The 11843-nt window shown below is 74.4% G+C and carries 6 protein-coding genes; 5 read left to right on the forward strand and 1 reads right to left on the reverse strand.

The features are described 5' to 3' along the window. Positions 1-120: 120 nt before the first annotated feature. From EST54_RS30870 to EST54_RS34185, 4 genes are all read left to right on the forward strand, one after another. The gene (locus EST54_RS30870; RefSeq protein ID WP_129251003.1) at positions 121-1125 is read left to right on the forward strand and encodes an SMI1/KNR4 family protein; all 1005 of its coding nucleotides are present in this window, start codon (positions 121-123) and stop codon (positions 1123-1125) included. Positions 1126-1130: 5 nt separating this feature from the next. Further along, on the forward strand, positions 1131-4001 hold the full coding sequence (locus tag EST54_RS30875; protein WP_167511632.1) for an SUKH-4 family immunity protein: 2871 nt from the start codon (positions 1131-1133) through the stop codon (positions 3999-4001). 306 nt (positions 4002-4307) lie between these two features. Next, positions 4308-5243: an LCP family protein gene (locus EST54_RS30880; RefSeq protein WP_129251006.1), complete on the forward strand. Its 936-nt coding sequence runs from the start codon at positions 4308-4310 to the stop codon at positions 5241-5243. 177 nt (positions 5244-5420) lie between these two features. Further along, a complete protein-coding gene (locus EST54_RS34185; protein WP_154074042.1) occupies positions 5421-6359 on the forward strand; it encodes a coiled-coil domain-containing protein in 939 nt (312 codons plus the stop codon). Between the two features lie 16 nt (positions 6360-6375). Here the strand turns inward: EST54_RS34185 and EST54_RS30890 are convergent, their stop codons facing one another. Continuing rightward, positions 6376-7878, reverse strand: coding sequence for an MFS transporter (locus tag EST54_RS30890; RefSeq protein WP_129251007.1), 1503 nt, complete (start codon positions 7876-7878; stop codon positions 6376-6378). A gap of 321 nt (positions 7879-8199) precedes the next feature. On the opposite strand from EST54_RS30890, the gene mfd reads away from it, so the two are divergent. Beyond that, the gene (gene mfd / locus EST54_RS30895) at positions 8200-11742 is read left to right on the forward strand and encodes a transcription-repair coupling factor (RefSeq protein WP_129251005.1); all 3543 of its coding nucleotides are present in this window, start codon (positions 8200-8202) and stop codon (positions 11740-11742) included. Positions 11743-11843: the final 101 nt, after the last annotated feature.

The following is an 11843-nucleotide window of genomic DNA, read 5'->3' on the forward strand; positions in this document are numbered from 1 at the left end:
GGCGGCGGGTGACGTCGGTGTGTCGCCGGGCTGACGTGCGCGGGGACGGGGGCGGCGGAGGGCGTGGCCCTACGGCTTAGGCTGTGCTGCAAAGCCAGCTTCAGCCAGGGGGCAACCGCGATGACGACAGGTCAAGGGCTGGGGGCACTCCCCGGCCCCCGCGCGGCGGGACATGCCGCGCCACCGAATGCGGCCTATGCCGGACAGGTCGTGCATTTCCCGGACCCGGTCCGCGCCGCGCGGTACCCGGCCGGCGTGCGGATGGACGAGCGCGGTTTCCCGCAGTTCACGCCCTATGCGCGCGCCGCGGTGGAGATCGCCGAGCCGCCGGAGGGCTTCGGCGTCGACGAGCTGCGGCTGACGGACTACGTCTCGGCGAATGCCGCGCTGCACGCGCAGGGGCACGAGCTGTGGATAGACGTGCCGTCGGTGGCGACACCGCACGGCTGGACCTGGCACCACGTGGCCGGCACCCGGCGGATGGAGCTGGTCCCGGTCGAGGTGAAGGCGCTGTTGCGGCATCACGGCGGGCTGGCGACGGCCCCGGTGGCGCACGACCGGCGCGGCACCCGGCCGTTGCAGGAGACGAGGCCGGCGCACTTCGGGCTGCCGCACCGCGATCTGTCGGTGGGTGAGGAGCAGCTGGCGCAGGCCGAGGAGTCGTTGGGCTACCGGCTGCCGGAGGCGTACCGCGCGTTCCTGAAAGCGGCGGGCGGGTGCGCGCCGGTGGGCGCGGCACTCGACGCGGAGTTGGGCCTCCTGGTCGACCAGCCGTTCTTCACGGTGCGCGACGACGCGGCGGTCAACGATCTGGTCTATGTGAACAAGTGCCTGCGGGACCACTTCACCAAGGACTATCTGGGGGTGGCGTTCGTGCAGGGCGGTGTGGTCGCGGTGAAGGTGCGCGGCGAGGCGCTCGGTTCGGTGTGGTTCTGCCCGTACGACGACGCCCGGGACCAGGACGGCTGGACGGTGCAGGAGCGGGTGGAGCGGCTGCTGTTGCCGTGCGGCACGGACTTCGACGACTTTCTGCTCCGGCTGGCGGGCAATCCGCCGGAGCTGGAGACCGTGGCGAACCTGATGGTCGACGGCGGTTTCGCGTACCAGGTTGCGGTGGGGGGCTGAGCACGGTGGTGACGTTCGCGCAGGCGCAGGAGCGCGCGGAGCAGTGGGTGAACGGCGAGGTGCCGCCGCACCTCCACCGTGCGGTCCAGGTGCGGGAGTTCGACCTGGGTTTCGTGGTCTGGGCCGAGGACCGGGACGGAGGGCCGTCGACGGGCGGCGGCCGGGCCCGGCTGGTGATCGCGCGGGACAGCGGGGAGACCACGCTGTGGCCGGGGCTGCCGGTGGGCGAGGTGATCCGGCGCTACGAGGAGCACTACGGCGCCCCCGCGGACGGCGGGTACGCCGCGCCGGAACCGCCGCAGCGGATCGACCTGGAGGCCACCTCGTTTCTGCTGACGCCGCCGGAGTGGCTCCAGGAGGCGGCGGATGCGCGCGGGCGCGCGGACCGGTCGGGGGCGGGAAACACGGGGGCGGGAAATACGGGGGCCGCGGCCCCGATGCCGCCGCCCGCCGCGCCGCCCACGCCCGCGGACGCCTGGGCCGAGGTGAACGTCAACGCCGCCGACGGCGGGCCCGCCCGGGACGGCTCGGGCCCGGACACGGGTGCCGGCTCGCCCGGTTCCGGTGCGCCGGGCTCGTGGGCCGGGACGGACACGACGCACGGCGCGGGGGCCGAGGACCGCTCGGTGGGTCTGCCCCAGACGGTCTTCGCCCCGCCGCTGGCCGGTTTCGACGGGACGGACGACACCCCGTCGGTGCCGCGGGCGCGCCCGGAGGCCAAGACCGAACTCCTCCAGGGCGGCAGCCAGTTGCCGCGTACGCAGGTCGCGCCCGCACTGGAGCTGCCGGACGGGTCCGGGGCCGACGGCGATCCGGCGGGGCGGCCGCACCCGGCCGGCGGGCCCGAGGGCGGTGCGCTGCCGCCGCCGATGCCCGCCGCGCCGCCGGCCGCCGCGGGGCTGTCCGCGCTGCCGCCGCCGTCCGGTCCGCCGGCCGCCGATGTGCCGCCCCCGCCGGGCGCCGGTACGGCCGCCGCGGCGGGACCGGGCGTCCCCGCGCCGCCGGCACCGCCCGCGGGCGGTGGGGTGCATGCCGCGGCGACGATGCTGGCCGACGGCTCGGCGCTGCCCGGTAACGCCGCAGCCCCGGGCCCGCCGCCGCCTCCCGGTCCCCCCGGCGCGGGCCGGGACGGCGCCCCGCAGGAGGCCACGGCGGCCGACGCCCCCCGGGCCGGGGGGCCGCCGCCCGGCGGACCGGCGGCGTCCGGCCCCGGTGCGTCCGGTGCCCCGGCCGGCGGTTACATCCCGACGCAGCTGGTGTCGCAGCTGGACGCGGCGGACGTGGATCTCAGTGCGGTGGACGGGCCGGACGGGGCAGGGACGCCCGGCGGCCGGGACGGGTCCGGTGCCGGTGCCCCCGGTGACACGGGTTCCCCCGCCGCCGGCGGCCCCCGCTCCGGCGGGGTGCATGCCGCCGCGACGATGCTCGCCGACGGTGCGTCCTTGCAGGCCGGTCCCGGCGCCGCGGGCGGCCCCGGTGTGCCGCCGCCCCCTCCGGGGGTGCCGGGCGCGCCCAAGCCGCCCGGTCCGCCCGGAAAGCCCGGTGTGTCCGGGAAGCCCGGCGCGTCCGCGGGCGCTCAGGGCTCCGGTGCTCAGGGCGGTCCGCCTCCGCCGCCGCCCCCGCCCGCCGCGGGCGGTGGGGTGCACGCCGCGGCGACGATGCTCGCCGACGGCGCCGCGCTGTCCGCCGGTCCGGGCGGCTCCGGTGCGCCGGGCGTGCCCGGGATGCCGCCGGCGGCCGGTCCGGGCGTGCCCCCGCCGGGCGTGCCCACGGCCCCGCCCGGCCCGCCGCCGGCCCCGCACGGTGCGCACGGCGCCGGTGCGCCGGCCCCCGGCGGCCAGGGTTCCGGCGGCCCCGGTGCGTACGGCTACCCGCAGGCGCCCAGTGGCCAGCCGACCGTCGGCCCCGGCTACATGGCCGTACTGAGCTACCGCGGACCGGACGGCTCCGAGCAGAAGATCGTGCGCCGCTCGGCGCCCGGTACGCCGCATCCGGAGTGGCAGCTGCTGCACGAGCTGCGCGCGCTGAACGTGCCGCCGCAGCAGGTGCTGGAGCTGCACACCGAGCTGGAGTGCTGTGATCTGCCGGGCGGCTACTGCGCCCGGATGATCCGGGACAACTGGCCGCAGGTGCGGATCAGTCACACCGCCGCGTACGGCCGCGACCATGCCTCGCGGCAGCAGGGCGTACGGCATCTCGTCGAGCACCAGGGCGAGTTGCACCAGGTCGCGGACGGTCCGGCGCGGCCGGCCCCGGTGCGGGTGCCGTTGCCGCACCCCGCGCAGGTGCAGCCGATACCGCCGGTGCCGCCGCAGATGATCGGGCAGGAGCTGGAGCAGGCCTTCGGGCCGCACGCCGTCTTCCGTTTCGAGCAGCGGGCGGTCTCCCGGCAGGGGGTGCCCGATGTGGTGGCCCAGATGCTGGTGTGGGCCGGGCTGCCGGTCGACTTCGGGCCGTTCTTCTGGGCGCAGGCGCAGCCGGGCCGCCCGGTGCCGACGCTGGCGGAGCTGGCGGCGGAGCGCATGGTGCAGCCGGCCTCGGACGCCGGTTCCTACCTGGTGATGGGCAACGACTTCGGCCGTCAGCTGTGTGTGCAGTACGGGACCGCGCACATCGTGGCGGTGCCGATGGAGGCCGGGCCGGGCGGTGCGCCGGCGACGCCGCAGTTCGTGAACTCCGGGCTGCCGGAGTTCGTGCGCGCGCTGGCGATGCTGGGGCGGATGTGGCGGCTGCGGTACGGGCTGACACCGGAGCAGGCGGGCCGCTGGACCGTCGATTTCCAGGCACAGCTGGTCGCGCTGGACCCGCCCGCGCTGGGCTCGCCGGAGACCTGGTGGTCGGTGCTGCTGGAGCAGATGTGGGACGGGCTGCTGTAGGCCCTGTCCGCGGGCGCCGCGGACCGGCGCCGGGCTGACCCGCGCCGGCGCGGTCGCGGGCCGCCGGCCGGGACGTTCGCGCCGCCGGCGGCCCGGGCCGCCGGCCAGGGCGCTCGACCTGCGGTCCTGGTCGGGTGCCCCGACCATGCGTATATGGGCCGTCCGATACTCCCGCCGCCCGGTACGTCGTCGCCGACGACGTACCGGGCGGCGCACGCACGGTGGTGGCACCGGCGGCGGGTGGCCAGGTCGCTGGGTGTGCCGGGGCCGCCCCGGCGCCGGTGGTCGTGGCTCCCCCCGACCCTGGTGACCCTGCTGGTGCTGGTGATCCTGGTGGTCGCGGGCGGGGCCTGGCTGTACATCTGGGCGGAGGGCAAGTTGCGGCATGTGGCCGCGCTGGGCGAGTACGCCGGGCGCCCGGCCGCGGGCAAGGGCACGAACTGGCTGCTGGTCGGCTCGGACAGCCGCAGCGCGCTGACCCCGCAGCAGCGCAGGGACCTGCACGTCGGCAACGACCGGGTGCAGAACACCGACACGATCATGGTGCTGCACTCCGGCGATCACGGTCCCACGCTGGTCAGCCTGCCGCGGGACAGCTATGTGCCGATACCGGGCCACGGCAGCCGGAAGATCAACGAGGCCTATGCCGACGGCGGACCGCAGCTGCTCACCCGAACGGTGGAGCAGGCGACAGGGTTGCGCATCGACCGCTATGCCGAGGTGAGCTTCCTGGGGCTGGTGCAGGTGGTGGACGCGCTGGGCGGGGTGCGGCTGTGTCTGGACGAGCCGCTCAAGGACGAGAAGTCGGGGGCGGACTTCCCGGCCGGCTGCCGGCGCATGAACGGCCCCCAGGCGCTGGCGTACGCACGGGCCCGCTATGCCGACCCCAACGGAGACCTCGGACGGGTGAAGCGCCAGCGGCAGCTGATCGGCGCGGTGGCGGACGGGATGGCGTCCTCGGACGTGTTCCTCGACCCGTCCCGGTCCAAGCGGGTCATGAATGCCACGCTGGCGGCGCTGACCGTGGACGAGGACGCGGATCTGGCCCAGTTGCTGGGTATGGGCAGGTCGATGCGGCAGATCGCCGCGGGCGAGGGGACCTCGACGACGGTTCCCGTGGTACGGCCGGGGGTGATGGTCGGTGGTGTCGGCTCGGTGCTGCCGTGGGAGGAGAACGGGGCGAGCCGGTTGTTCCAGGCGCTGCGCGACGATGATCGGATTCCGACTTCTGCCGATAAATAACGCATCCTGTGGGGTGGGTTGGGTGGAGTGTCGTGAAGGTGATGCTTCGAACCGATCCCATGGGAAGTGCGGGTCATTGCGCGGAGAGGGGCTTGAAGGATGAGTGCATCGGTTTCGCCTCACGGGTTCGAGACCGTACGAGGGCGCGGCTACCGGCCCGAGGATGTGGACCGCCGTGTGGAGGGACTCTCGGTCGATCGCGACTCCTGCTGGGAGCGTGCCGCACGGCTCACCGTGCTCTCCCACGAGATGGAGGCCGAACTCACCGAGCTGCGCGCCTATGTGGCGCAGCTGCCGCCGCAGACCTTCGAGTCCCTCGGCAGCGAGGCCCGGCTGATCTTCGTGACCGCGGAGTCCGAGGCGGCGCGGCTGCGGACCGAGGCGGAGCAGGTGGCCCGGCGGGCCGGCGAGGAGGCCGCCGTCCACGCGGACGAGGTCCAGGACGCGGCCGAGCGGGCGGCGTACGCCCTGCGCACCGAGGCGGAGGCGTGGGGCAGGCGCACGGAGGAGGCGGCGCGGGGCGAGGCCGCGGAGCGGGCGGTCGCGGCGGCCAAGGAGGCCGCCCAGGTGCGGGACGACGCGGCCGAGGCGCTCTCGCAGGTGCGCGCCCGCACCGCGCAGTTGCTGTGCGATCAGGAGAAGCGGCAGTCCGAGGAGTGGGACGCGGCCGGGCGCGAGCTGGCGGAGCAGGAGGCGGAGACCGACCGGCTGCTCATCGAGCTGGACGCCCGGGGGAAGGCCTCCCGGGCCGAAGCCCAGCGGCTGTACGCGGAGGCGGAGGAGGAGGCCCGGCACCGCCAGCAGGACGCCGACGGCCGCGCCGCCGGCATGCTGGCCCAGGCCCGCGCCGAGGTCGAGCGCATCGAGCGGGCCACGGAGCGGGTCGTGGCCGCCCATGACGCGGAGCGGGCGGAGGTCCGGGTCCACATGAACCACGTCCGCAACAGCCTGGCCGCGCTCACCGGGAAGACGCCGGTCCCGGAGGAGGACGGCGAGGGCACGACAACGGCGCGGAACGGCGGACACGGCTCCCGCCCCGGCCGGTCTGCGGGCTCCGGCGCGGAGGACACCGTGGAGACGCAGGTGCCCCGCACCCGCGGCAGCGCGGACTCCTGAGACCGCCGCCGGCCCGTCAGGTCCCGCCCGGCTCGCTCTCGCCCGCCGCACGGACGTCGGCATGCACCGGGAAGCGCCGCGGCGCCAGCACCAGCAGCGCGGTCAGCGCGAGCGCGGCGGCCGCGGCGGCGCCGAGGTAGACGTGGTCGACGGTGGTGTCGACGGCACGGCGGAGGTAGTCGATGGCGTCGGCGGTGAGCGCGCCGGGGTGTGCCAGCGCGCGCGAGACCGCGTCGAGGTCGTCGGGCAGGCCGCGGCGGATGCCCGAAGGGGCCTGCGCGAGGCGGTCGTTGAGGGTGGCGTTGGCCAGCGCGCCGAAGAGCGCGGCGCCGAGGGACTGCCCGACCTGGCGGCAGAAGAGTATGGAGGCGGTGGCGGTGCCGCGTTCCGGGTAGCCGACGGAGGACTGGACGCCGATGATCAGCGGGAGCTGGAAGAGGCCGAGGGCTGCGCCGAGCGCCAGCATGATCAGCGCGGGCTGCCAGGCAGCGCCCGGATAGGGCAGCAGCGGGAAGGCGAGCAGGATCGCACCGGCCGCGGCGATGCCGAGCACCGCGCAGTTGCGGATGCCGAGGCGGGTGTAGACGTGGCTGCTCAGGGCGGCCGAGACCGGCCAGCTCAGGGTCATCACGGAGAGCACGAAGCCGGCCGCGGTCGGGCCCAGGCCCAGCACCGCCTGCGCGTAGGTCGGCAGGAACACCGTCGGGGCGACCATCAGCAGACCCAGGGCGCCCAGGGAGAGGTTGACGGCACCGATGGTGCGGCGGCGCCACACCCAGCCGGGGATGATCGGTTCCGCGGCCCGCCGTTCGATGAGGACGGTGAGCGCCGCACCGAGGGCGCTGCCGGCGAACAGCAGCAGCGACGGCACGGAGCGCCAGGCCCAGGCCACCCCGCCCTGGACCAGGGCGGTCAGCAGCAGCCCGCCGGTCGCGAAGATCGCCAGGGCGCCGGGCCAGTCGACCCGGGGGCGGCGGGCCGCGGAGCGCTCCGGGCCCCGCTGCGGCTCGGCGAAGTGCCGCACGATCAGCCACAGGGCCACCACGCCCACCGGCACATTGATCAGGAAGATCCACCGCCAGCCGGCCCCGGCGGCGAGCAGCCCGCCCAGCGCGGGCCCGGCGACCGACGAGGCCGCCCAGACGCTGGAGAGCCGGGCCTGGATCCGGGGGCGGTCGCGCATCGGGTAGAGGTCGGCGGCGATGGTCTGCACGGTGCCCTGGAGGGCGCCGCCGCCCAGGCCCTGCACCACGCGGAAGGCGATCAGCGCCGCCATGTTCCAGGCGCCCGCGCAGGCCAGTGAGCCGACGAGGAAGAGCACGATCCCGGTGATCAGGATGGGCTTGCGGCCGAAGGTGTCGGAGAGCTTGCCGTAGACGGGCAGGGTGACGGTGACGGCCAGCAGATAGCCGGAGAACAGCCAGGAGAAGACCGCGAAGCCGCCGAGGTCGCCGACGATCTGCGGGACGGCGGTGGCGATGATCGTCGAGTCGAGCGCGGCCAGTGCCATGCCGAGCATGAGGGCGGCGACGACGGGGCGGGGCGGCGGGCCCGCGGGTGTCGGGCCCGCCGTGTGCACGGCATCGCGTCCGCTGTGGCCGGTACGCCGGGTGCTTCCGCTCACCGTTCCCCCTCCGAAGGTCGTTGTACCCTGCACCCTTCCATGCGGGCGCCGGGGGAGGGAACCGCGCAGGCGCGCAGGGGGCCCTCGCCGCCGGGCAACCGGGCAGTCCCGGGTTCCGGTCCGGCCGGGCGGCGGGCGGGCGTACTCTTGGCAACCCCGGCCCGTGAGACGTGTCGGGCTGCTGTGTTGTTCGCCTCGCTGGGACGGAACCTTTTCATGAGCCTGACTGGTCTGCTCGACGCCGTCGTACAGGACCCGGCGCTCGCCGAAGCGGTGCAGGCCGCGGCCGACGGAAAGCGGCCGCACGTGGATCTGGTGGGGCCGCCTGCCGCCCGCGCGTTCGCCGTCGCCGCGCTCGCCCGGCAGGCCGGCCGCCCGGTGCTCGCGGTGACCGCCACCGGACGGGAGGCCGAGGACCTCGCCGCCGCACTGCGCAGCCTGATGCCGGCCGGCGAGGACAACTCCGTCGTCGAGTTCCCGTCCTGGGAGACGTTGCCGCACGAGCGGCTCTCGCCGCGCTCGGACACCGTCGGCCGGCGCCTCGCGGTGCTGCGCCGGCTCGCCCACCCCCGCCCGGACGACCCCACGGCCGGCCCGGTCTCCGTCGTCGTCGCCCCCATCCGCTCGGTGCTCCAGCCGCAGGTCAAGGGCCTGGGTGACCTGGAGCCGGTCAGTCTGCGCACGGGCGAGACCGCCGACCTCGAAGAGACCGTCGACGGTCTGGCGGCGGCCGCCTACTCCCGGGTCGAGCTGGTCGAGAAGCGCGGCGAGTTCGCGGTCCGCGGCGGCATCCTGGACGTCTTCCCGCCGACCGAGGAGCACCCGCTGCGGGTGGAGTTCTGGGGCGACGACGTCGAGGAGATCCGCTATTTCAAGGTCGCCGACCAGCGGTCCCTGGAGGTCGCCGAGCACGGCCTGTGGGCGCCGCCGTGCCGGGAGCTGCTGCTGACCGACGACGTCCGCACCCGCGCCGCCGCCCTCGCCGAGCGCCACCCCGAGCTGGGCGAACTCCTCGGCAAGATCGCCGAGGGGATCGCGGTGGAAGGCATGGAGTCGCTCGCCCCGGTCCTGGTCGACGAGATGGAGCTGCTGCTGGACGTGCTCCCCGCCGGGAGCATGGCGGTGGTCTGCGACCCGGAGCGGGTACGGACCCGCGCCGCCGACCTGGTGGCGACGAGCCAGGAGTTCCTCCAGGCGTCGTGGGCGGCCAGTGCAGGCGGGGGAGCGGCCCCGATCGATGTGGACGCGGCGTCCCTGTGGGGCATCGCCGACGTCCGGGACCGGGCCCGCGAGCTGGGCATGATGTGGTGGTCGGTCTCCCCCTTCGCGGCCGACGAGGACCTGACGGCGGACGGCGACACCCTCAAGCTGGGCATGCACGCCCCCGACACCTACCGCGGCGACACCCAGCGCGCGCTCGCCGACACCAAGCAGTGGCTCGCGGACGGCTGGCGCACGGTCTACCTCACCGAGGCGCACGGCCCCGCGGCCCGTACGGTCGAGGTCCTCGGCGGCGAAGGCATCCCCGCCCGCCTCGACGCCGACCTCCCCCGGATCTCCCCCTCCCTCGTCCATGTCTCCTGCGGCTCCCTCGACAACGGCCTCATCGACCCGGGGCTGAAGCTCGCCGTCCTGACCGAGACCGACCTCTCCGGCCAGAAGGCGGCCGGCAAGGACGCGGCCCGGATGCCGGCCCGCCGCCGCAAGACCATCGACCCGCTGACCCTCCAGGCCGGCGACTTCATCGTGCACGAGCAGCACGGTGTGGGCCGCTACATCGAGATGGTGCAGCGCACGGTCCAGGGCGCGACCCGCGAATACCTCCTCGTCGAGTACGCCCCCGCCAAGCGCGGCCAGCCCGGCGACCGCCTCTACATCCCCACCGACCAGCTGGAACAGGTCACCAAGTACGTCGGTGGCGAGGCCCCCACCCTGCACCGCCTCGGCGGCGCCGACTGGACCAAGACCAAGGCCCGCGCCAAGAAGGCCGTCAAGGAGATCGCCGCCGACCTCATCAAGCTCTACTCGGCGCGGATGGCGGCCCCCGGCCACACCTTCGGCCCGGACACCCCCTGGCAGCGCGAGCTGGAGGACGCCTTCCCGTACGCGGAGACGCCCGACCAGCTCACCACCATCGCCGAGGTCAAGGAGGACATGCAGAAGTCGGTCCCGATGGACCGCCTGATCTGCGGCGACGTCGGCTACGGCAAAACTGAGATCGCTGTGCGAGCGGCCTTCAAAGCCGTCCAGGACGGCAAGCAGGTCGCCGTCCTGGTCCCGACCACGCTGCTCGTCCAGCAGCACCACGGCACCTTCACCGAGCGGTACGGCCAGTTCCCGGTCAACGTCAAGGCGCTGTCCCGCTTCCAGACCGACAGCGAGGCCAAGGCCGTCCTCGACGGGCTGCGCGAGGGTTCCGTCGACCTCGTCATCGGTACCCACCGGCTGTTCTCCTCCGAGACCAAGTTCAAGGACCTCGGCCTGGTCATCGTCGACGAGGAGCAGCGCTTCGGCGTCGAGCACAAGGAGCAGCTGAAGAAGCTCCGCGCCAACGTCGACGTCCTGACGATGTCCGCCACCCCCATCCCCCGCACCCTGGAGATGGCGGTCACCGGCATCCGCGAGATGTCGACGATCACCACGCCCCCCGAGGAGCGCCACCCGGTCCTGACCTTCGTCGGCCCCTACGAGCAGAAGCAGATCGGCGCCGCCATCCGCCGTGAACTCCTGCGCGAGGGCCAGGTCTTCTACATCCACAACCGGGTGGAGTCCATCGACCGGGCGGCCGCCCGGCTCCGCGAGATCGTCCCCGAGGCCCGCATCCAGACCGCGCACGGCCAGATGGGCGAGTCCCAACTGGAGCAGGTCGTCGTCGACTTCTGGGAGAAGAAGTTCGACGTCCTGGTCTCGACGACGATCGTCGAATCGGGCATCGACATCTCCAACGCCAACACCCTGATCGTCGAGCGCGGCGACAACTTCGGCCTCTCCCAGCTCCACCAGCTGCGCGGCCGGGTGGGCCGCGGCCGCGAGCGCGGCTACGCCTACTTCCTCTACCCGCCGGAGAAGCCGCTCACCGAGACCGCCCACGAGCGGCTGGCGACCATCGCCCAGCACACCGAGATGGGCGCGGGCATGTACGTCGCCATGAAGGACCTGGAGATCCGCGGCGCGGGCAATCTCCTCGGCGGCGAGCAGTCCGGGCACATCGCCGGCGTCGGCTTCGACCTCTACGTACGGATGGTGGGCGAGGCGGTCGCCGACTACCGCGCCTCCCTGGAAGGCGGCGTGGAGGAGGAGCCCCCGCTCGAAGTCAAGATCGAACTCCCGGTGGACGCCCATGTCCCGCACGACTACGCGCCCGGCGAGCGGCTGCGCCTCCAGGCGTACCGCGCCATCGCCTCGGCCGGCTCGGAGGAGGACATCGCGGCCGTCCGCGAGGAGCTGACCGACCGCTACGGCAAGCTGCCCGAACCCGTCGAGAACCTGCTGCTGGTCGCCGGCCTGCGGATGCTTGCCCGCGCGTGCGGGGTCTCCGACATCACGCTCCAGGGCGCCAACATCCGTTTCGGTCCCGTGGAGTTGCGCGAGTCCCAGGAGCTGCGGCTCAAGCGGCTGTATCCGCGGACGGTCCTGAAGCCGGCCGCGAAACAAGTTCTTGTTCCGCGGCCTACGACGGGAAAGATCGGCGGCAAGCCGGTGGTTGGGCGCGAGCTACTCGCGTGGGTGGGGGAGTTCCTCACGCTTGTGGGCTCTTAGCCCGCTTCCCACGTACTCGGCTGCGGCGCCGTTTTGCCTGGCGGCGTGGCGGACGTACTCGGCTGCGGCGCCGTGCGATTCGCCTTCGGCGGGAGCGGAAG

The organism is Streptomyces sioyaensis, assembly GCF_004122735.1.
In the GTDB taxonomy this organism is placed as follows: Bacteria; Actinomycetota; Actinomycetes; order Streptomycetales; family Streptomycetaceae; genus Streptomyces; species Streptomyces sioyaensis.

Coding starts and splice junctions, on each gene's coding strand:
- EST54_RS30870 (WP_129251003.1), top strand. CDS start 121: ATGACGACAGGTCAAGGGCTGGGGGCACTCCCCGGCCCCCGCGCGGCG.
- EST54_RS30890 (WP_129251007.1), bottom strand. CDS start 7,878: ATGCTCGGCATGGCACTGGCCGCGCTCGACTCGACGATCATCGCCACC.
- mfd (WP_129251005.1), top strand. CDS start 8,200: ATGAGCCTGACTGGTCTGCTCGACGCCGTCGTACAGGACCCGGCGCTC.